21 protein-coding genes are annotated in these 20417 nt (G+C 62.1%); 12 read left to right on the top strand and 9 right to left on the bottom strand.

Annotated elements, in window-relative coordinates; all coding sequences use genetic code 11:
* Window positions 1-169: 169 nt before the first annotated feature.
* Together ABID16_RS18670 and ABID16_RS18665 are read left to right on the top strand one after the other, a co-directional pair.
* Window positions 170-1348, top strand: coding sequence for an alpha/beta hydrolase (locus ABID16_RS18670; RefSeq protein ID WP_354557878.1), 1179 nt, complete (start codon window positions 170-172; stop codon window positions 1346-1348).
* The gene (locus ABID16_RS18665) at window positions 1345-2592 is read left to right on the top strand and encodes a TIGR03862 family flavoprotein (protein ID WP_354557877.1); all 1248 of its coding nucleotides are present in this window, start codon (window positions 1345-1347) and stop codon (window positions 2590-2592) included. Before ABID16_RS18670 ends, ABID16_RS18665 begins: the two co-directional genes overlap by 4 nt.
* On the opposite strand, the gene ABID16_RS18660 is transcribed toward ABID16_RS18665, so the two are convergent.
* From ABID16_RS18660 to ABID16_RS18650, 3 genes are all read right to left on the bottom strand, one after another.
* Entirely contained in the window at window positions 2573-3559 is a 987-nt protein-coding gene (locus tag ABID16_RS18660; RefSeq protein WP_354557876.1) for a glycosyltransferase, read from the bottom strand. The genes ABID16_RS18665 and ABID16_RS18660 overlap by 20 nt on opposite strands.
* Before the next feature lie 98 nt (window positions 3560-3657).
* The gene (leuD, locus tag ABID16_RS18655; RefSeq protein WP_354557875.1) at window positions 3658-4263 is read right to left on the bottom strand and encodes a 3-isopropylmalate dehydratase small subunit; all 606 of its coding nucleotides are present in this window, start codon (window positions 4261-4263) and stop codon (window positions 3658-3660) included.
* A gap of 120 nt (window positions 4264-4383) precedes the next feature.
* Complete coding sequence (locus ABID16_RS18650; RefSeq protein ID WP_354557874.1) at window positions 4384-4635, bottom strand: hypothetical protein; 252 nt, start codon at window positions 4633-4635, stop codon at window positions 4384-4386.
* A 114-nt stretch (window positions 4636-4749) separates the two neighbouring features.
* Here ABID16_RS18650 and ABID16_RS18645 point away from each other — a divergent pair, with 114 nt between their 5' ends.
* Window positions 4750-5622, top strand: a complete 873-nt coding sequence (locus ABID16_RS18645) for an HpcH/HpaI aldolase/citrate lyase family protein (protein WP_354557873.1) — start codon at window positions 4750-4752, stop codon at window positions 5620-5622.
* Complete coding sequence (locus ABID16_RS18640; RefSeq protein WP_354557872.1) at window positions 5619-5825, top strand: DUF1737 domain-containing protein; 207 nt, start codon at window positions 5619-5621, stop codon at window positions 5823-5825. The genes ABID16_RS18645 and ABID16_RS18640 overlap by 4 nt, the downstream gene beginning before the upstream one ends.
* Here the strand turns inward: ABID16_RS18640 and ABID16_RS18635 are convergent.
* Entirely contained in the window at window positions 5812-6585 is a 774-nt protein-coding gene (locus tag ABID16_RS18635; protein WP_354557871.1) for a helix-turn-helix domain-containing protein, read from the bottom strand. The two genes, ABID16_RS18640 and ABID16_RS18635, sit on opposite strands and share 14 nt — an antisense overlap.
* Before the next feature lie 97 nt (window positions 6586-6682).
* Between ABID16_RS18635 and ABID16_RS18630 the strand changes: the two genes are divergently transcribed.
* A complete protein-coding gene (locus tag ABID16_RS18630; protein WP_354557870.1) occupies window positions 6683-7468 on the top strand; it encodes a class I SAM-dependent methyltransferase in 786 nt (261 codons plus the stop codon).
* Between the two features lie 181 nt (window positions 7469-7649).
* Here ABID16_RS18630 and ABID16_RS18625 read toward each other — a convergent pair whose 3' ends face one another.
* The 3 genes from ABID16_RS18625 to ABID16_RS18615 all read right to left on the bottom strand — a co-directional run bounded on the left by ABID16_RS18625 (window position 7650) and on the right by ABID16_RS18615 (window position 10165).
* Window positions 7650-9278, bottom strand: coding sequence for an MFS transporter (locus tag ABID16_RS18625; RefSeq protein ID WP_354557869.1), 1629 nt, complete (start codon window positions 9276-9278; stop codon window positions 7650-7652).
* Window positions 9279-9392: 114 nt separating this feature from the next.
* Window positions 9393-9836, bottom strand: a complete 444-nt coding sequence (locus ABID16_RS18620; RefSeq protein WP_354557868.1) for an SRPBCC family protein — start codon at window positions 9834-9836, stop codon at window positions 9393-9395.
* A 5-nt stretch (window positions 9837-9841) separates the two neighbouring features.
* Window positions 9842-10165, bottom strand: a complete 324-nt coding sequence (locus ABID16_RS18615; protein WP_354557867.1) for an ArsR/SmtB family transcription factor — start codon at window positions 10163-10165, stop codon at window positions 9842-9844.
* 228 nt (window positions 10166-10393) lie between these two features.
* Between ABID16_RS18615 and rimP the strand changes: the two genes are divergently transcribed.
* The 7 genes from rimP to truB all read left to right on the top strand — a co-directional run bounded on the left by rimP (window position 10394) and on the right by truB (window position 18346).
* A complete protein-coding gene (gene rimP / locus ABID16_RS18610; RefSeq protein ID WP_354557866.1) occupies window positions 10394-10999 on the top strand; it encodes a ribosome maturation factor RimP in 606 nt (201 codons plus the stop codon).
* Window positions 11000-11050: 51 nt separating this feature from the next.
* A complete protein-coding gene (gene nusA, locus ABID16_RS18605; RefSeq protein WP_354557865.1) occupies window positions 11051-12652 on the top strand; it encodes a transcription termination factor NusA in 1602 nt (533 codons plus the stop codon).
* A gap of 32 nt (window positions 12653-12684) precedes the next feature.
* Window positions 12685-13347, top strand: a complete 663-nt coding sequence (locus ABID16_RS18600; RefSeq protein ID WP_354557864.1) for an RNA-binding protein — start codon at window positions 12685-12687, stop codon at window positions 13345-13347.
* Between the two features lie 102 nt (window positions 13348-13449).
* Window positions 13450-16110 carry a translation initiation factor IF-2 gene (gene infB / locus ABID16_RS18595; protein WP_354557863.1) on the top strand — a complete coding sequence of 887 codons (2661 nt, stop codon included), beginning with the start codon at window positions 13450-13452 and terminating at the stop codon, window positions 16108-16110.
* Window positions 16111-16240: 130 nt separating this feature from the next.
* Entirely contained in the window at window positions 16241-16921 is a 681-nt protein-coding gene (locus tag ABID16_RS18590) for a hypothetical protein (protein WP_354557862.1), read from the top strand.
* Between the two features lie 82 nt (window positions 16922-17003).
* Complete coding sequence (gene rbfA, locus ABID16_RS18585; RefSeq protein WP_354557861.1) at window positions 17004-17405, top strand: 30S ribosome-binding factor RbfA; 402 nt, start codon at window positions 17004-17006, stop codon at window positions 17403-17405.
* Between the two features lie 8 nt (window positions 17406-17413).
* On the top strand, window positions 17414-18346 hold the full coding sequence (gene truB / locus ABID16_RS18580; RefSeq protein WP_354557860.1) for a tRNA pseudouridine(55) synthase TruB: 933 nt from the start codon (window positions 17414-17416) through the stop codon (window positions 18344-18346).
* 77 nt (window positions 18347-18423) lie between these two features.
* Here the strand turns inward: truB and mctP are convergent, their stop codons facing one another.
* Window positions 18424-19953, bottom strand: coding sequence for a monocarboxylate uptake permease MctP (gene mctP / locus ABID16_RS18575; protein ID WP_354557859.1), 1530 nt, complete (start codon window positions 19951-19953; stop codon window positions 18424-18426).
* Window positions 19950-20126, bottom strand: coding sequence for a DUF3311 domain-containing protein (locus tag ABID16_RS18570; RefSeq protein ID WP_112629772.1), 177 nt, complete (start codon window positions 20124-20126; stop codon window positions 19950-19952). The genes mctP and ABID16_RS18570 overlap by 4 nt, the downstream gene beginning before the upstream one ends.
* Window positions 20127-20417: the final 291 nt, after the last annotated feature.

The following is a 20417-nucleotide window of genomic DNA, read 5'->3' as shown; positions in this document are numbered from 1 at the left end:
CGCGGATCGCCGAAAACGGGGGGTGGGATGCGCATTGCTGACAAGCTCTGGCCCTGCGGCTTATGGGCCACGTCCATCGGCAAATTGTTATATGTCAGGCCGTCCCGCTTCCCTCCTTGCAGGGGATTTCGTATCACCATTGTCGGTGATTTCGAACCTGCGGACGGACATGCGGATCTTGAAGGCGATGATCGGGCTTTGCGAGGGCCTATCCGGGCGGGTATCCGGCATCCTGCTCGTGCTTTTTTCCGTGACGCTGATTTCGGCCTGCGCCAGTCGGCCAGGCCCTCAAACGCTTGACCCGCGCGCGGCCGATGTGCCCGGCGCGAGGATCGTGACCCTTTATCTCGCGACATCGCGCGAGCGTGCCGGTCCCGGCCTCAACCGCTACACGGATGTGCCGTCGGAGACGCTGAACTTCGCGGAATACAAGGTGTCGATTCCGCCGACGCACAAGCCGGGCATGATCGAATATCCGGGCGAACGGCCTGATCCGCGCACGTCGTTTACGGTCGTGCATGTGGAGGCGCTTGACCGCTCGACCTTCCTGAGCCGCATCGGCGCACGCAACAAAGCCAAGCAGGGCGATCTCGGCATTTTCGTCCATGGCTTCAACACCAATCTTGCCGAAGCCGTCTTCCGGCAGGCGCAGCTTTCCGCCGACGCGGACGACCCGGAACTGGACGATGTGTCCGTACTCTTCGCCTGGCCGTCCGCAGGCAGCATTTCCGGTTACCTCGCCGACAAGGCGACGGCGACGGCCTCGCGCGACCAGTTGACCGAACTGCTCGGCATGGCGGTGAAGGCGCGGCCGACCGGGGACATCACGCTGATTGCCCACAGCATGGGTGGATGGCTGACGAGCGAGGCGCTGCGCCAGCTCAAGCTGACCGGCCAGCAGGGCGTACTCGATCGGCTGAAGGTCGTTCTGGCTGCGCCCGATATCGATGGCATCGTCTTCCTGGCGCAGATGCAGAAGATCGGCCGCATGAAGAAGCCGATGACTATCCTCGTCTCCAAGGACGATCTGGCGCTCTCCGTCTCGGGCTTCCTGTCGCTCGACCAGATGCGCATCGGCAGCATCGACATCAGCAATCCGCGTGTGCAGGCGGGGGCGAAAGAGGTGAACATCCAGTTCATCGACATTTCGAGCGTCAAGACGGACGACACGTTCAAGCATAACGGCTTTGCTGCCCTTGCCGCGATTTACCCGGAGATGCGCAAGCAGAGCGACAAGGGCGGCGATGCCTTGCGCCTCGGACAGGCGGGTGTCTTCGTGTTCGATGCGGTGGGCCGTACATTGACGGCCCCCTTCGCGCTCGGCCGTCGCCTCGTGGCGAGCCAATGATGGCGGCCGGAAATGCCTCGTCTGCCGTCGGGACGGTGGGGGTCGCGATCATTGGCGGTGGACCGGCGGGTCTTGCTGCGGCAGAGGTTCTGGCGGCCGATGGTCATCGGGTTCACGTGTTCGACGCAATGCCCTCCTTCGGTCGCAAGGTGCTGCTGGCCGGAAAGACCGGGCTTAACCTGACGCATTCGGAGCCCTATGAGGCCTTCGTTTCGCGTTACGGTGCGGCCGCTTCGCATCTTCGCAGGGCGCTCGATGCCTTTACGCCGCAGGATGTGATGGCCTGGGCGGATGGGTTGGGTGGAGAATGCTTCACCGGATCGTCGGGCCGCGTCTTTCCCAAGTCGATGAAGGCGTCGCCCCTAATGCGTGCATGGCTCGGTCGGTTATCGAATCTGGGCGTGCAATTTCATACGCGTCATCGCTGGACCGGGTTTTCGAATGGAAAGCTGCGTTTCGAAACGCAAGCCGGGGAGAAGCTCGTCGGCTTCGACGCCTGCCTTCTGGCCCTTGGTGGCGCGAGTTGGCCGCGCATGGGCTCGGATGGCGCGTGGACCGCAATCCTTGGCTCTGCCGGGGTCGAAATTGCGCCCTTGAAGCCGGCCAATTGCGGCTTTGATGTTTCCTGGAGCGAGAGCTTTCGCGAGCGCTTTGCCGGGGCGCCGCTGAAATCCGTGACGGCGACCTCGGCGGCGGGGACGGTTCCCGGAGAGTTCGTCATCAGCCGGCACGGCATCGAGGGCAGCCTCGTCTATGCCCATTCGGCAGCACTTCGCGATGCGCTGGAGAAGGAGGGTCACGCCGCGCTGGTGCTGGATCTTGCACCCGGTCGCAGCGAGACACGCGTAGCAGGCGATCTTGCGCGCCTTCCGGCCAAGGTCAGCTTCTCCAACCGGTTGCGCAAGGCTGCGGGCATCGAGGGGGTGAAGGGCGCGCTCCTGCGCGAACGCGTGCCGGACATATCAGGCCAATCGCCGCAAAAGATAGCCGGCTATATAAAGGCATTGTCCCTGCCGGTTGCGCGGCCACGGCCGATTGCGGAGGCGATCTCGTCCGCGGGCGGCATTCGATGGCACGAGATTGACGATGCCTACATGCTGAAGGCTCTGCCGGGCGTCTTCGTTGCCGGCGAGATGATCGACTGGGAAGCGCCGACCGGCGGCTATCTGCTGACCGCGTGTCTGGCGACCGGCCGTGCGGCGGGGCTGGGGATCGCCGCACGGCTCAAGGGAGCCACGGCATAAGCTCGCTTGTGCGCGTCGCCGGGGCTTTGATCGGGCCGGGATGCAGCGTCTCTCCATCCAGGATGCGCTGATAGTAGTCGATATATTTCAGGGCCATCTGCCGGGCGGAGAAGTGGTTCTGCCAATGGGCGTGGATCGCGCGGCGGTCATAGCGGGCCGGATCGCGTGCTGCCTCAGCAAGTTCCGAGGCGCTGGCGGAGAGATGCCCCGTTTCCGGCGTCACGAGTTCTGGCAGCGAGCCATAAGGGGTCGCGAAAACCGGAGTGCCGAAATACATGGCTTCGGCCACGGCCACGCCAAAGGGCTCGTTCCAGAGCACGGGGAAGATGAGGCCGCGGGAATGTCTCAGATAGCGCGACTTTTCCGTATCGCCCACCATGCCGTGAAAGCGTGCGCGGGGATCGAGCGTCAGACGGAAGCCCATCTTGAGATTGAGCCGCGAGCCGCCCAGAACCTCGATGCGGCCCCCTGCCATGCCGGCGACGGCAATCGCACCCTTGACGTTCTTCGCCTTCCAGGCTGCCTTTGCGAGAAAGACGAAGGGGCCGTTGCCCGCGCTGAAATCCGGCTCGGGCAGGCCGGTTGCGTCCATGCCGTTATGGACGAAGGCCGTCGCATTGTGATTGCGAGCGTGGTTGTCCGATACGAAGATCGAATTCTGATGATAGGTGAGCGCGAGGCGGGAATTGCCGTGGACCGTCTGGCAGACGGGCACACCGGGTTCCTCCGGCACGACGCCACCGTGATAGTGCAGGATGGAGAGGTCGGCCGGAAGGACGGACGCACTCGGACCCGGCGCATGGGCGGGGCGCACCTCGGCGAAGTCGACGCGGGAGCCCGCATGGGCAAAATAGGTGACCTTGTGCCCAAGCTCGATCAGCGCACGGCCGAGCCAGAGGACAACGCGCTCGGTGCCCCCATAGCGTTCCGGCGGCAGTTTTGAATCGACAAAGAGACCGATATGCACGGGGCCATCCTCCGCAGGACATAAAACAAAACCCGGCAGCCGCAGGTTCGGCTACCGGGCTAGATCATGACAATCGGCGTATTAGGTCAAGCGACGCATCACGCCCAAGGACGGGAGCTGGCCGTCTTCTTTTCGTAAGCGTCGATGGCCGAGGCCTTTTCCAGCGTCAGGCCGATATCGTCGAGGCCGTTCAGCAGGCAGTGGCGCTTGAACTCATCGATCGAGAAGGAAATCTTGCCGCCATCCGGGCCGGTGATTTCCTGGGCTTCGAGATCGACCGTCAGAACGGCATTCGAACCGCGCGAAGCGTCGTCGAGCAGCTTTTCCAGCTCTTCCGGCGTCACGGTGATCGGCAGGATGCCGTTCTTGAAACAGTTGTTGTAGAAGATGTCGGCGAAGCTGGTGGAGATTACGCAGCGGATGCCGAAGTCGAGGAGCGCCCACGGCGCATGTTCGCGCGATGAGCCGCAGCCGAAATTGTCGCCGGCAACGAGGATCGATGCGTTGCGGTAAGCGGGCTTGTTGAGGACGAAATCGGGGTTTTCCGAACCGTCTTCCTTGAAACGGGCTTCGGCGAACAGGCCGGCGCCGAGGCCGGTGCGCTTGATCGTCTTCAGGTAGTCCTTGGGGATGATCATGTCCGTGTCGATATTGACGACCGGATAGGGCGCTGCAACGCCGGTGAGCTTGACAAACTTGTCCATGGTCTCGCCTTCAATCGTGTCAGAAACTTTGAAACTGACCTGCCTTTAGAGCAATCCGGCGGCGAATTGAAGGGGAATCTTGCGGGATGCGTGACGCTCCCGCAGAACCCTTGACGACAGTTACATGTCGATGATCGTGCCGCGACCGTCGTTCCAGATGCGGACCGGCTGGCGACCATGGGCCTCGCGGCGTTGCGCATAGACATAGGCCGGCTGGGCTTTCTGCTGCATGCGCATCGTCAAGGCGCGGCCGGCGAGAAGCACGGTGGCGATGCCCGCAAAGGCGACGACGAGGGACGCAGTGAACAGCGTTGCAAGCAGCGCGACGGCGAGCCCGATGACGGTGAAAACGACGGTCCTGAGCATGATCATTGAAGTTTCCTTTCAGCTTGAACCACATTTGGGAGACCAAATGCGTCCACACAAGGGCAGGCCTCCAAGATATTGCTCTTGCGAGGCTCAGCGATCCGCGCCAAATATTGCGCCATGACTGACACCGCCTTTCGCCGCTCCATGCTCTGCCTGCCCGCCTCCAATGCCAAGGCTCTGGCAAAGCTTGCGATTCTGGAGTGCGATGCAACAATCTACGATCTTGAGGACGCAGTTGCACCAGAGATGAAGGCGGCCGCGCGCGCAGCGCTGATTGGCCATTTTGCCGCAGGGGCAAAGCCCGGTGTCGAGCATGTGATCCGCATCAACGCGCTGTCGTCGCCCTGGGGCGAGGCCGATCTCGAGGCGGTCGCACAATGCAGGCCGGATGCGGTGCTGGTGCCGAAGGTGGAGCGTGCTGCCGACCTTGCGGCAGTGGCCGCGACGCTTGACAAGGCAGGGCTGACCGAGACGCGGCTGATGGCGATGATCGAGACGCCGAAAGGCGTGTTGAATGCCGCAGCGATTGCCGAAGCGCACGCGCCACGTCTTGCCGCTCTTGTCGTCGGGCTCAACGATCTGCGCAAGGAAACGAAAGTGCCGCGCGGGCCTAACAGGCATTTGCTCGTCCCTTGGCTCATGCAGGTCGTGCTTGCGGCCCGCGCCCATGGCGTTGTGCCGATCGATGCCGTCTCCAACGATTTCCGCGATCTTGCCGCCTTCGAGGCGGAATGTACGGAAGGGCGCGCCATGGGGTTCGACGGCAAGATGCTGATCCATCCGGCGCAGATCGAACCCGCAAATCGCCGTTTCGGTCCATCGGAGGAAGAGATTACGGCGGCGCGGAAAATCGTCGCTGCCTTCGATGCGCCCGAGGCGGTGGGTCAGGGCGCGATCAAGATTGACGGCGAGATGGTCGAGCGGCTGCATCTCGACGAGGCGCGGAAGCTTCTCGCGCTGTTATCATTTGAAGGGAAGGGAAATCCATGAAACTCTATCGTTTTCTCACGGGTCCGGATGACGCCACGTTCTGCCACAAGGTGACGGCGGCGCTGAACAAGGGGTGGTCTCTGGAAGGCTCGCCGACCTATGCCTTCGATGCGGCGACCGGCACCATGCGATGCGGCCAGGCGGTCGTGAAGAAGGTCCGGGGCAAGAAATACGATCCCGACATGAAGCTCAGCGAGCAGTAAGGCAGACGAGTTTCACGTCAGGCCGCGCCGCAACCAGCAGCGTCGTCTGGTGAAACGAGAATTCGCCCCGTGTCGGGTGATGGAAATCCCGTTCGCCTCCCTCTCGACCGAGCACGGTCTGGGCTTTCCAGAGCCGCGCGAAGTCCGGGCTTTTCGCTGTCAGGTCGGCGACGAGCTGGCGCATGGCGGCATCGTCCGGGTGCCGGTTGAAATCGGCGCGAAATTCGGCCGCCAGACGGCTGGCGCGGTCCTGCCAGTTGCCGATGAGCGTCCGTGCGGTGGGTGACAGGAACACGAAGGCGAGCAGATTGCGCTCGTCCGTTTGTGGATCGAGCCAGCCCGCAAAAAGCTCCGCCGCCGCCTCGTTCCAGGCACGCGCCGTCCAGAGATGATCGAGCAGATAGGCCGGACCTGAGAATTGTCCGGGCAGGGCGAGGAGGTCTGCCGGTAGTTCGGTTTCGTCCGGCACGGTCTCATCCGGGTCGCGCTTGCCGGCGAGATCGAACAGCGAGGCGCGCTCCGCAGGTGTCAGCCGCAGCGCTTCGGAAAGCCTGACCAGGGCCGGGACGGAGGCCTTGACCTCGCGGCCCTGTTCCAGCCAGGTCAACCATGTGGCGCTGATGCCGGCGGCATCGGCCAGTTCCTCGCGGCGCAGGCCGGGCGTGCGCCGGCGGCTCGCTGCATTGGGCGGCGGTGCTTGTCGTTCGCGGTGCGCGCGGATGAAATCGCCGAGGCGCTTGTGGGTGGAGGCGTCGTTCATGGTGGGTTTTATACCAGGATAAATGCTCATCTTGTACCAGTAGAAGATCCCGGCAAACTGCTGCAAGTCAATGCATAAATGGACAAGGAAGAGACCCATGTCGGCGAGCACCGATAACGCACAAAAATCCCACGCCAGTTTCGTGACCGAGCAATTCGGCCAGCAGGCACGTGCCTATCTAGAAAGCGCCGTTCACAGCGCGGGCGAGGATCTCGACATCATGGAGCGTGCCGTCGGCGCGCGGTCAGAGGCCATTGCGCTCGACATGGGCTGTGGCGGGGGCCATGTGACCTTCCGGCTTGCGCCGCATGTTCAGAAGATCGTGGCCTATGACCTTTCGACCGACATGTTGCAGACGGTGGCGGGCGAGGCCGCCAAGCGAGGGCTCGGCAATGTCGTGACCAAGAATGGTGCGGCGGAGACGCTTCCCTGTCCCGACAACTCCTTCGATGTGGTGGCGACGCGCTTCAGCGCGCATCATTGGCGCGACGTGCCAGCGGGCATTGCGCAGATGTATCGTGCGGCCAAGCCGGGCGCACTCGCGCTGTTTGCCGATGCGGTGGCGCATGAAGACCCGCTGATCGACACTTGGCTGCAATCGATTGAACTGTTGCGCGATCCCTCGCATGTCCGCGATTTCAAGGTCAGCGAGTGGGAGAGCATGGTGACGAACGCCGGATTTAAGGTGCGCGAGATCAGGCGCCTGCGCATCCGGCTGGAGTTTGCGTCTTGGATCAAGCGCATTCGTACACCGGAGGTGAATGCGGCCGCCATTCGCGCGCTGCAACAGCAGGCGCCGGCCGAAGTCGCGGAGCATTTCGCCTTCGAGGCGGATGGCAGCTTCATGCTCGACACGGCCGTGGTGATTGCCGAGAAGGTGTGAGGTCTGCTCTTCGGTTCATCATCCCTGCAAAGGGTGAGGTTGGATGGAAGCGGGTGCCTCTTTCCGTCTCCCCCCTTGTGGGGGAGATGGCGGCAGCCAGAGGGGGACTTTACCGCGGCCTCTGATCAAGCGGAAAAAGACCCCTCCCCAGAAGGAGGAGGGAGAGTGACCGTCGTGCCGCTCAGTGCGGCACGATATGCGACTTGTGGAATACATCGTCGGATGGCGGGATGACCTGCCGTTCGATCATGCGGTGGACTTTGGGCGGGTGTTCGCCGCGATGCAGCGCCCGGATCTGGTCGAAGTTCAGCGCATCTGCCTTGGTGCGGCGGTGGTTGTGGCGAACGTAGTCCACCCAGGTCGGGGTATGATAGGTCTCGGTCCAGATATGCGGGTTTTCGAGATCGCGCATCAGCGCCCAGGCCTGCGCGCCATCCCGGATTCTGATCCGGCGGCGCTCGACCATCAGCGACAGGAATTCGGCGACATCCTGATCTGCAATCTCATAGTCGATATTGATGGCGATCGGGCCGCTGCGAGGCAGGATTTCGAGGTTGAGGTCCGGTTCGCGGAAACGGTCGAGTGGATCGAGATCGAGGTCCTCGAAGACCGGCATGGGCAGGAAGAGGCCTATGACCACACCGACCGCCGTGACGATTGCGGCGATGGACAGCGCGGTGGCGCTGCCTGCACTTTCGGCAACCGCGCCCCAGACCCAGCTGCCCGCCGCCATCCCGCCGAAGGAGGCGGTCTGGTAGAAGGAGACGGCGCGGCCGACGACCCAGCGGGGTGTCGAAAGCTGGACAATCGTGTTGAAGAGCGAGAGCGCGACCACCCAGCAGGCACCCGCCACGATCGCTGCGAGGCCGGCGATGATGCCGTTGCCGGTTGCGCCCATAGCGGCCTCGGCCAGCGCGAAGCCGGCGAAGGAGAGGCGCACGATATTCTCGCTTGTCAGCTTCTCGCGGAGCCAGCCGTTTGCGAATGCGCCTCCGATGGCCCCGACGCCGAAAGCGCCGAGCAGCAGACCATAGGTCAGCGGGCCGCCCTTGATCAGATCGCGCGCCACGATGGGCATGAGGGCAAGGATCGCGATGGAGGAAAGGCCGAAGATGAAGCTGCGGAAGAACACCTTCAGAAGCTTCGGCGACATCGCGACATAGCGCAGACCGGCGGCGACCGCCGGGCCGATATCCTCGCGCGGCAGGGTGCGGGCCTTTTCCGAATTCTGCCAGCGGAAGAGTGCATAGATCAGCGCCAGATAGCTTGCCGCATTGGCCGCGAAGGCGGCAGCGCCGCCGCCGAAGGCGACGATGGCGCCGCCCAGCGCCGGGCCGACGCTGCGGGTCATGTTAAAGCCCATGGAGTTGAGCGAGACCGCCCCGGCCACATCCTGGCGCGGCACCATGTCGCCGACGGAGGCCTGCCAGGCAGGATTGTTCAGCGCCGTGCCGCAGCCGATGAGGAAGGTGAAACCGAGCAGCATCCAGGGGCCGATCCAGCCGAGATAGGCGAAAACGGCGAGCAGCACCGACACGACGAACATGAAGACCTGCGCAGAGAGGATCACCTGCCGCCGCTGGAAATTGTCGGCGAGCGCCCCGGACAGGATGGAGAAGAGCATGATGGGCAATGTGGTCGATGCCTGGACCAGCGCGACCATGTTTTCAGACGCCGAAATCGAGGTCATCATCCAGGCAGCGCCCACGCCCTGGATCAGGCCGCCGAGATTGGAAATGTTGTTGGCGATCCACAAGTCGCGAAATGTCGTGTTGGAGAGCGGCGCGAAAAGCGGTTTTCTATCGGGCATGTCGGGGTGACCACGGCGAGGATTTGATTCTGACCTGACTATAGGCAAGATTTGACACCCGACTAAGGAGGAAATGCGATGGCGGCGGATCAATCCGCCGCCATCGCAATCAGTTTAGCCGGGGAGCAAAACGTCCTCGTCCATGGCTGCCAGCTGGTCGACAATCAGGGTCCAGCCTTTCAGGTGCCCGTCGCGGGCACTTTCGCTGGCAAACTTGACCTGCGTCAGCGTCAGTTCCGTCTTGTCCGTGCCAGAGGGCCTGAAGTCGAGCGTGACGGTGCTGTCGTCGAGCGAGAAGACGGACTGCCAAGTGAAGGCGATTCTGCTGTGGGGATCGATCTCCAGATATGTGCCGGTATGCTCGATGTTCTTTTCACCGTTGAACATGACGATCTTGAAGTGCCCGCCGACACGCGCGTCGCTTTCAGCCACAGGCACCCCGCCACCCTCGCAGGGGACCATGAACCGTTTGAGCATTGCCGGCGTCAGCCAGGCATCAAAGACCTTTTCCGGCCGGGCATTGACGATACGGGTCAGGGAAAGGGAAAGTTCTGTCATGCGCATCACTCCTCTTCGTTGATGACGCTTTCAAGGGCGTCCAGTCGCAGTTCCCATATGGATTTCAGCCCGCCGAACCACGCTTCCACGTTCTTCAGCACGCCGAGGTCGGCCTCGATCAGATGCTCGCGGCCGAGTGTTCGGCGTTTGACCAGTCCCGCTGCCTCCAGCACCTTGATGTGCTTGGAAATGCCGTTCAGCGACATGTCGTGGTGACGCGCCAGGTCTGTGACACGTGTCGCCCCCTGTTGCACGAGTGTCGTCAGAAGCTGCCGGCGGGTCGGATCGCTGGCCGCCTTGAGGATTTGCGATAAGACTTCTTCATCCATATATTCACCTTTATGGTTGAATATCGCGGCCTGCTTCAATTGTCAACCATTTGGTTGAATTAAACGGGCGGAACCGACTGGCTTGCAATTCGCTTGCCTTTTGGCCGAAATCGGCCTATACGAGCCTCAAATTCTTGATCGGTAGATGAAGAGTGGGTCCGCGAGGTCCCGCTCTTTTTTGTTACCTGCCGGCAGGAGAGAAAATTCTTCAAGCCTGGGATAACGGCCTTGTCCGATACCGAATTCGCGCCGGAAGCGCGTCTGATCACCGAAACGGGTCTTGACCTGCGCATCGCGCAGATGATCGAGCCGCTGCTTCAATCCATGGGCTTCAATCTGGTGCGCGTGCGCCTGTCCGGCCAGAACGGCCTGACGCTCCAGATCATGGCCGAGCGTTTCGACGGCACGATGACGGTCGAGGATTGCGAAGAGGTCTCCATGGCCGTTTCGCCGGTTCTCGATGTGGAGGATCCGATCGACAAGGCGTATCATCTGGAAGTGTCCTCGCCCGGCATCGACCGGCCGCTGGTGCGCAAGTCCGATTTCGAGAAGTGGGTCGGCCATTTGCTCAAGTGCGAGACCTCGGTTCTCGTCGACAACCGCAAGCGCTTCCGTGGCAAGCTGGTTGGCGCGAACGAGACCGGCTTCATCATCGAGCGCGACCAGCCGGGCTACGGCGAGGAGCTGACGGTGGAGATTCCCTATTCGGCTCTGTCCGAAGCACGTCTGATCCTCACCGACGACCTGATCCGCGATGCGCTGAAAGCCGACAAGGACGCAAAGGCAGCCGCCCGCGAGGCCGCCAACGAGAATGAAGAACCCCAAGACGATTGACCGCCGGGCCTAACCTTTTAATGCCCCGGTCCTCAAATGGAGACGAATGAAATGGCAGTGAGTGCGAACCGGCTTGAGCTTCTGCAGATTGCGGATGCTGTTGCGCGCGAAAAAGTCATCGACCGCGAGATCGTCCTGGCCGCCATGGCCGACGCGATCCAGAAGGCGGCCCGCTCCCGCTACGGCACGGAATCCAACATCCAGGCCGATATCAACCCGAAGACCGGCGAAATCCGCCTGCAGCGCCTTCTGGAAGTTGTCGAGAAGGTCGAGGATTACTCGACCCAGATCGCTCTGGAACTCGCCCGCGACCGCAATGTCGACGCCAAGCTCGGCGACTACATTGCCGATCCGCTGCCGCCGATGGATTTCGGCCGCATCGCCGCCCAGTCGGCCAAGCAGGTCATCGTGCAGAAGGTGCGCGAAGCCGAGCGTGACCGTCAGTTCGACGAATTCAAGGACCGCATCGGCGAGATCGTCAATGGCACGGTCAAGCGCGTCGAATATGGCAACGTCATCGTCGATCTCGGCCGTGGTGAAGGCATCATCCGTCGCGACGAGATGATCCCGCGCGAAACCATGCGCTATGGCGACCGTGTCCGCGCCTTTGTTTACGACGTGCGCCGCGAACAGCGCGGTCCGCAGATCTTCCTGTCGCGCACGCATCCGCAGTTCATGGTCAAGCTCTTCACCATGGAAGTGCCGGAAATCTACGACGGCATCATTCAGATCAAGTCGGTGGCCCGCGATCCGGGTTCGCGCGCCAAGATCGCCGTCATCTCGAACGACTCGTCTATCGATCCGGTCGGCGCCTGCGTCGGTATGCGCGGTTCGCGCGTTCAGGCCGTTGTCGGCGAGCTTCAGGGCGAAAAGATCGACATCATTCCGTGGTCGCCGGATCCGGCTTCCTTCATCGTCAATGCGCTGCAGCCGGCGGAAGTCGCCAAGGTCGTGCTTGATGAAGATGCAGAGCGTATCGAAGTCGTTGTTCCGGACGAGCACCTGTCGCTCGCCATCGGCCGCCGCGGCCAGAACGTGCGTCTGGCTTCGCAGCTGACGGGCTGGGACATCGACATCATGACGGAGGCCGAGGAATCGGAACGCCGCCAGAAGGAATTCAACGAACGCTCAAAGCTGTTCATGGATGCCCTCGACGTCGACGAAATGGTCGGTCAGGTTCTCGCCTCCGAAGGCTTCGCCCAGATCGAGGAAGTGGCCTATGTCGATCTCGACGAAATCGCCTCCATCGACGGTTTCGACGAAGAAACGGCTCAGGAAATCCAGAACCGCGCCCGCGACTATCTGGACCGCCTCGATGCCGAACTCGACGAAGAGCGCAAGACGCTCGGCGTTTCGGACGAACTGCTCTCCATCGACGGCATGACCCGCAAGATGCTGGTCGCGCTCGGCAAGGACGGCATCAAGTCGATGGAAGACTTCGCAGGCTGCGCTGCCGACGACCTCATCGGCTGGTCGGAGCGCAAGAATGGCGAGACGAAGAAGTTCCCGGGTATCTTCTCCGACGTTGAGATCTCGCGCACCGAAGCCGAAGCCATGATTGTTCAGGCCCGCCTTGCGGCCGGCTGGATCACGGAAGACGATCTCGCTGCCGAGGCCGAAGAAGTGGCCGGCGACGAGGAGCAGGACGCCTGATTTAAGGGCGTCTTCGAAAATAGGGACCGTTCATGACGGAAGATGAGGACATTTCTGACGTGAACGGCCGCCAATGTATCGTGACGCGCGAAAGCGGATCGGTCGATGAACTGATCCGCTTCGTGGCCGCACCCGACGGAACGGTGGTGCCGGATATCAAGCGCAAGCTTCCGGGCCGTGGCTGCTGGGTGAAAGCGGAGAGGGGGGTGCTTGAAAAGGCCATCGCCAAGAACCTCTTCGCCCGCGCGCTCAAGAACAAGGTGACAGTGCCAGAAGGCCTTGCCGATCAGGTGGAGCACCTTCTGGCCGCCGATCTCGCTGGCATGATCAACATGGCGCGCAAGGCTGGCGAGTTCGTATCCGGCTTTGCCAAGGTCGATAGCGCCGTGCGCTCCGGCAAGGCGATTGCCGTGCTGCATGCCCAGGACGCCGCCGATGATGGCGTCCGAAAAGTCGGCCAGGCACGTAAGGCTTTTCATATGCTTGCCGAGACGGATGAGGAAATTCCAGCCTACCGGCCGTTTTCTGCCGAAGAAATGGTCACACTGATGGGCGAGAACGGCTTTATTCACGCATGCGTGCTTGCAGGAAAGGCCGGAGAGGGTGTAGTGAAGCGCGCAAGACTGCTTGAGCGCTTTCAAAGCCTCGGCAATGCAAGGGAGAAGGGTTCAGGTGCCCTGATGAACAAGTGTTGAAAGTCCCGGCTCTCGCCGGTTTGCAAATCTCATTATTGAACGATTGAACGACCGGATCGGTAGAGACGATTCCGTATCCGGTCCTTGAGGAACTGGAACGGAATGACAGACAACAACGACGACAAGACCGGCATGGCTGGCAAGAAGACGCTTACCCTGAAGCCTTCCGGCTTCAGCCAGGGAACCGTCCGCCAGGACATGGGTCGGGGTCGCACCAAGGCGGTCGTGGTCGAAACGCGCAAACGTCGCATCAACCGCCCCGAAGACGAAAAAGTAATCACACCCGTACAGCAGACGCAGCCGGCCCCCGCGCCGCGCCAGCCGGAATCGCAGACGCGCACGCAGCAGCCGGTGGCCCCGCCGCCGCAGGCTCGCCCGCGTCCCGTGACCGTGCTCAACGATCTCTCCGCCGGCGAGATGGAAGCGCGTCGCCGCGCGCTCGCCGAAGCGCAGATCCGCGATGCGGAAGAAGCCAAGCAGCGCGCCGAACTGGAAGCCCGCCGCAAGGTCGAGGAAGCCGAGCGTCTCGAACGCGAGCGCATCGAGGCGGAAGCCCGAGCACGCGAAGAAGCTCTCAAGCCCAAGGTTGAAGAGCCTGTTGCCGAGGCTGAGGAAGAAGCACCTGCGCCCGTTGCAGCGGCTCCGCGTCCTGCCGCTGGCGTTCAGGTCCGTCGCCCGGCGCAGCCCGAGCCCGTCGCTCCGCGCGCCGATGTTCGTGCGCCAGTTCCGGCAGCCGGTGCACCGCGCGGTCGTCGCGGCGCTGACGACGAAGAAGAAGACCGTGGTGGCGCCCGTCCCGGTGCGCCGCGCGGCAAGGTCGCGGGTCCGGCTCCCGCCAAGGTTCCGGCCCGTCCGAAGGCCGACGATGGCCGCCGTCAGGGCAAGCTGTCGCTGAACACCGCGCTCGATGAGGACGGTACGCAGCGTGGCCGCTCCATGGCTGCCATGCGCCGCCGTCAGGAGAAGTTCCGCCGCAGCCAGATGCAGGAAACGCGCGAAAAGGTCATGCGCGAAGTCATCCTGCCGGAAACCATCACCATTCAGGAACTGTCGCAGCGCATGTCCGAACGTGCCGTCGACGTCATCAAGTACCTGATGAAGGAAGGCCAGATGATGAAGCCGGGCGACGTCATCGACGCTGACCTCGCTGAACTCATCGCTTCGGAATTCGGTCATACCGTCAAGCGCGTCTCGGAATCGGACGTTGAAACCGGCATCTTCAATGTCGAGGACAATGCCGCTGCGATGATGCCGCGTCCGCCGGTCGTGACCATCATGGGCCACGTCGACCACGGCAAGACCTCGCTGCTCGACGCCATCCGCAATGCCAACGTGGTCAGCGGCGAAGCCGGCGGCATCACGCAGCATATCGGTGCCTATCAGGTCGAGCATAACGGCCAGAAGATCACCTTCATCGACACCCCCGGCCACGCCGCCTTTACCGCGATGCGTGCTCGCGGTGCGCAGGCCACCGATATCGCGATCCTGGTGGTCGCGGCCGACGACAGCGTCATGCCGCAGACGATTGAATCGATCAACCACGCCAAGGCTGCCGGTGTTCCGATCATCGTTGCGATCAACAAGATCGACAAGCACGAGGCGAAGCCCGAAAAGGTTCGTCAGCAGCTTCTGCAGCACGAAGTCTTCGTCGAATCGCTCGGCGGTGAAGTGCTCGACGTCGAAGTGTCGGCCAAGAACAAGATCAACCTCGACAAGCTGCTCGAGGCGATCCTGCTGCAGGCCGAAATTCTCGACCTGAAGGCAGATCCGGAGCGCACCGCAGAGGGCAGCGTCATCGAAGCGCAGCTCGATCGTGGCCGCGGTTCGGTTGCGACCGTTCTCGTCCAGAAGGGTACGCTGCGTCCGGGCCAGATCATCGTCGCCGGCGACCAGTGGGGCCGCGTCCGCGCGCTCGTCAACGATCGCGGCGAACATGTGAAGGAAGCGGGTCCCGCCATGCCGGTGGAAATCCTCGGTCTTCAGGGCACGCCGCAGGCGGGTGACCGTTTCGCGGTCGTCGAGAACGAAAGCCGCGCCCGCGAAATCTCCGAATATCGCCAGCGTCTCGCTCGCGATCTGGCGGTTGCCCGCCATGCCGGTTCGCGCGGTTCGCTCGAACAGATGATGAGCCAGCTCCAGACCTCCGGTCTCAAGGAGTTCCCGCTGGTCATCAAGGGCGACGTGCAGGGCTCGATCGAAGCCATTGCCGGCGCGCTGGAAAAGCTCGGCACCGACGAAGTGCGCGCGCGCATCGTCCATTCGGGCGCCGGCGCCATCACGGAATCGGATATCTCGCTGGCCGAAGCCTCGAACGCCGCCATCATCGGCTTCAACGTTCGCGCCAACCCGCAGGCCCGCGATGCGGCCGAACGGGCCGGTATCGAAATCCGCTACTACAACATCATCTACGATCTGACGGATGACGTGAAGGCAGCCATGTCCGGTCTTCTGTCGCCGGAACGTCGCGAGACCTTCCTCGGCAATGCCGAAATCCTCGAAGTCTTCAACATCACCAAGGTCGGCAAGGTTGCCGGTTGCCGTGTCGTCGAAGGCAAGGTCGAGCGTGGGGCAGGCGTGCGCCTGCTGCGCGACAACGTCGTCATCCACGAAGGCAAGCTCAAGACGCTCAAGCGCTTCAAGGACGAAGTGGCCGAAGTGCCGATGGGTCAGGAATGCGGTATGGCCTTCGAGAACTACGAAGACATTCGCGCCGGCGACGTCATCGAATGCTTCCGCGTCGAGCACATCACCCGTTCGCTCTGATCATGTCGTGCAATTCAATCTCGAAAATGGCGGCTTCGGCCGCCATTTTTGTTTTGTGGCTAACGCGCAATCGTGATTCAGCGTTTTGCCTGGGCGCGCTATAAGCAGGTTGAAAGACCGGAAGGAAGACATGAACCCGTTTGGTGCACGCGTCACGCAATTGAGTTTCAAGCGCCTGCCGGAAGAGCATGCGGATGTCATGCTGCGCGCGGGCAAGCTCTTTCTGCAATCGCGGTCGCGACGGAAGCCTGTGCCCTATCTCATAGGCGCGGTGATTTTCGGTGTGGTCTGTGGCGTCGGGATCGAGGCGTTCCGGCAATTCGTTCTTGCGCCCTATTTCGGTATCAATGCGCTGCCGACCATTCAGGTCGTGGCATTCGAAATGCTGCCGGTCATGCTGGCGATCGCCGCCGGCGCCGTTATCCAGCGCGAGATCGTGCGGCGTGGGCGACGAAAGCGGCTGATCGCGTCGCTCGCCGAAAATGTCATGATCGATGTCGATATCTACGAGCGCGGCATGGAGACGAGCATCGGCGGTGTCTTCGCCTATTGCAGCTGGCCGGCGTTTCGCGATGTCCAGATGGAGAAGAACGCGATCACGTTCTTTCGTGACGATGCGCTGTTTTCCATTCCTGCGCGCGCTTTCAAGGATCGCAAGGAATTCGAGGCAAGAGGTCAGGAAATCGTCGATCTGTGGAAGCGCGCGAGATCATCGGTGCGGGCTGAGCCTCCACGTGCCGAACCTCAGCGTTCGGAGCCGCTGCGCAAGGACCCGCCGCCCCTTGACCTCGGGGGCGAAACGAGGCATTGAGGCGCCTCTTTGAAAATCCCCGGGTTCGAACCCCGACATTGCCGCGTTGAGCGGCCTCACGACCGTACAGACAGAAAGACAGATGAAAAAACCGACTTCATCGGCTCCCTCGCAGCGTATGCTGCGTGTCGGCGAGCAGGTCCGCGCCGCCATTACCCAGGTGCTCCAGCGTGGCGAAGTGAACGACCCGCTGATCGAGAAGACCGTGATCTCGATCTCGGAAGTGCGCATGTCGCCCGACCTCAAGATCGCCACCGCCTTCGTGACGCCCATTGGCGTGACGGATCACGACGCCACCGTTGCGGCGCTGAACCGCAATGCGAAGTTCATCCGCGGCCGGCTGGGCAATGCGCTCCGGCAGATGAAATACATGCCGGAACTGCGTTTCCGCGACGATACCAGCTTCGACAATTACCAGAAGATCGACGAGCTGCTGCGCTCGCCGGAAGTTGCCCGCGATCTCGACGCAGACACGGAAGAATAAGCAAAGACATGTCCAAACCGCGTAAACCGAAAGGCCGCCCGGTTTCGGGCTGGCTCGTCCTCGACAAGCCGTTCGATTTCGGCTCCACGGAAGCCGTTTCCAAGGTGAAATGGCTCTACAAGGCGCAGAAGGCGGGCCATGCCGGCACGCTCGATCCGCTCGCCTCCGGCATGCTGCCGATTGCGCTCGGCGATGCCACCAAGACCGTGCCTTACGTCATGGATGGCCGCAAGATCTATGAATTCACCGTCGCCTGGGGTGAGGAACGCAACACCGACGATCTGGAAGGCGAGCCGACGCAGACCTCCGACAAGCGTCCGGCGGAAGAAGACATCCGCGCGCTGCTGCCGAAATATACCGGCGTGATCGAGCAGGTGCCGCCGCAGTTTTCGGCGATCAAGATTGCTGGCGAGCGGGCCTATGACATGGCGCGCGAGGGCGAGACGGTCGAAATCCCGGCGCGCGAGGTGGAAATCCATCGCCTGACGCTGCTGAAGGCTGAAACCGATCAGGCGCATTTTGAAGTGGAATGCGGCAAGGGAACCTATGTGCGCTCGCTTGCTCGCGACATGGGCCGCGACCTCGGCTGCTTCGGCCACATTGCCGGCCTCCGCCGCACGCTTGTAGCGCCGTTTGGCGAAGAGCGTCTGGTGCCGCTGGAAAAGCTTGTGGCGCTGGAGGAGATCGAAGATGTCGAGGAGCGGCTTGCTGCGCTTGACGCCTTCCTGATCCCGCCGGTTGAGGCGCTGACCAGCCTGCCGCATGTGCGTATCAGCGACGATCAGGTGCGCCGTTTGCGCGCCGGCAATCCCGTCATCCTGCGCGGCCGCGACGCGCCGCTGCCGACGCCGGAAGCCTATGCGACCTCGATCTCGGGCGAGCTGGTGGCCATCGGCGCGGTGGAAGAGGGCGAGTTCCGGCCGAAGCGCGTCTTCGGTTGATCGCAACATCTCGAACAAATAATAAGGCTGCCGCAATCGCTTGCGGCAGCCTTTGTCGTTTCAAAGATCTTTTCGGATCACGCGTTTGCGTCGCGGAAATCGGCTTCCGTCAGCTCGTCGGACTTGTTGGCCGGCAGGATGAAGGAGAGCACGGTGGCAACGATCACATTGGCGAGCACCGCCGTCAGGCCGTTATAGAGCGGAATGCCGAGGAAGGCCTTGGAGACCGGGACCCAGGAGGCCGGACCGTAGGAGAGGAAGGTCCCAAGCGCGAGACCGACGATCAGGCCGGCCAGAAGCGCGCCGCCCTTGTACCAGCGGGTATAGAGCCCGAAGATAATGGCCGGGAAGATCTGGATCATCCAGACACCGCCGAGCAGCTGCAGGTCGAGCGCGAACTGCGTCGGCAGGAAGAGGATGACGATCAGAGCACCAACCTTCACGACCAGCGACATGAGCTTGGCAAGCGTCGATTCTTCCGAGGACGACATGTTCTGGTTGACGAAGGGCCGCCAGAGGTTGCGCGTGAACGTGTTCGCCGCACCGATGGACATCACCGCCGCCGGTACCAGCGCGCCGATGGCAATCGCCGCAAAAGTGAAGCCGACGAACCAGCTGGGGAACATGGCGAGGAATAGCTGCGGGACGGCGTCCTGCGGGTTCTGAACCTTGATGCCAGCGGCATGCGCCATGTAGCCGAGCATGGCGATCAGCGCCAGAACCAGCGAATAGGCCGGCAGCGAGATCGCGTTATGACGGATTGCCTTCGGGCCGGAGGCCGAAAGCACGCCTGTCAGCGAGTGCGGATACATGAACAGCGCCATGGCCGAACCGATGGCGAGCGTGATGAACGGCCAGATCTGCGCGGGTGCCAGCAGGATGCCGCGCGCCGGAGCGTTCGGATTGGCGGCGAGCTGGGCCGCAAAATCCTTCTGTGCGCTATCGAAGATCGCACCGTAACCGCCGAGCTTCGCCGGGATGATGATGACCGCCGCGATCACGAAGATATAGATCATGATATCCTTGACGAAGGCGATCATGGCAGGCGCGCGCAGGCCGCTTCGATAGGTGTAGACGGCCAGAATCAGGAAGGCGATGGTCAGCGGCAGATGGCCCGCCATGCCCTCATGCGGGAAGCCGAGCGCCTGGATCACCTTTTCCATGCCCACGAGCTGCAGCGCGATGTAGGGCATGGTGGCGATGATGCCGGTCAGTGCGACCATGCCTTCGAGCCACTTGTTGCCATAGGCTCCGTAGACGAAATCGGCACCTGTCAGATAGCCGCGCTTGTGCGTGGCGTTCCAGAGGCGGGGCATGGTCAGGAAGATGAAGGGGTAGATCAGGATCGTGTAGGGCACGGCGAAGAAGCCGTAGGCCCCGATCGCATAGACCACGGCCGGAACCGCGATCACGGTATAGGCCGTATAAAGGTCGCCGCCGAGCAGGAACCACGTGATCCACGAGCCGAAGCGACGTCCGCCGAGACCCCATTCATGCAACTCGTTGAGATCGCCCGCCTTCCAGCGCGCGGCGACAAAGCCGAGAATGGTCACAAGGGCGAAGAAAAAGATGAAGACGGCGGTTGCCGTGACATTGATCCCGCTCACAGGTCATCTCCACCGGTTTTGGCGGCAAGCCAGATGAAGAGGGACGATGCCGGGATGAGGACCATCAGGAACCAGTAGAAGAAGGGAATGCCGAACAGCATCGGGTCCGTGATGTTGTAATACGGCGTCAGTACTGCAGCGATGCAGGGGATGAGCAGAAGAATGTAACGCAAGGTCTCTCCTCCATGTTGAAGCAGGCAGGCGCACGACGCACAGCGGCGGCACCGACGGCGAAAGTTTTTTTGTTGGTGTCTGGAAATCGGGTCGCTTGCGAGGCCCGGCCCCCCGGATGTGCTCTGCGGTGTCTCAAAAGCTTAACAAAACACAAACGATCACTAAGGGAGCCTTAGACTTTTTTCAAGCGGGTTGTATGTGAGCCTTACGGGTTGACCGTTGAAGGCAGAGGACGTTTCTCCGAATACCGGGTGACAGCGTGTCTGTCCTCGTTTATCGCTTGGCGCGCA

Source organism: Limnomicrobium aquaticum, assembly GCF_040545545.1.
In the GTDB taxonomy this organism is placed as follows: domain Bacteria; phylum Pseudomonadota; class Alphaproteobacteria; order Rhizobiales; family Rhizobiaceae; genus Ensifer_A; species Ensifer_A aquaticum.
The sequence above is the reverse complement of the archived record's forward strand: the minus strand, read 5'-3'. Positions and strand labels throughout refer to the sequence as shown.